This window comes from Psychrobacter sp. 1Y4 (genome assembly GCF_051847555.1).
The window spans coordinates 1-616 of the sequence record NZ_JBPYDE010000790.1; the positions used below are offsets into that span (position 1 = coordinate 1).

Consider the following 616-nt stretch of genomic DNA (forward strand, 5'->3'; position numbering starts at 1 on the left):
TAGGCTGCGTATTATAGCAGCCTATTTTTCTTCGTCAAGAATTATTTAATATTAATTCAAAAAAATATTCTATCCTACAAAAGCACGCTCAACCGCGTAGTCTGCTTGTACACCCATACGCGGTGAAACGGTTAGACCAAAGTCATCCAAAATGGCTGAAATTTCAGCATTGAACGGCATGCTACCGCAGATCATGACACGATCGTCGTCTTTATTCATCGGTGGTAAACCGATATCTTCGAATAATTTACCAGACTTCATTAAGTCTGTGACTCGGCCTTGGTTTCTAAACTCTTCACGAGTGACAGTGGGATAGTAGATGAACTTTTCTCGGAACCATTCACCAAAGATTTCATCATTCGGCAGCTCATTTTCAAACATGTCGCGATAAGCCAAATCATGGACGTGACGGACACCATGTACTAGGATGACTTTATCAAAGCGCTCATATACTTCAGGGTCACGTGCCAATGCCAAGAAAGGGGCAAGTCCGGTACCTGTTGACAGCATATATAGATGCTTGCCCGGCAGTAGATCGTCTAATACCAATGTACCTGTCGGTTTTTTGCTGACCAATAGCTCATCGCCTACTTTGATGTGCTGTAAGCGTGAGGTG

General features: G+C 43.2%; 1 protein-coding gene. It reads right to left on the minus strand.

Features of this window, described 5'->3' with window-relative positions; all coding sequences use genetic code 11:
- Positions 1-69: 69 nt before the first annotated feature.
- The coding region (locus ACS8FC_RS18900; protein ID WP_439297921.1) for a ferredoxin--NADP reductase at positions 70-616 on the minus strand (547 nt) is incomplete at its 5' end.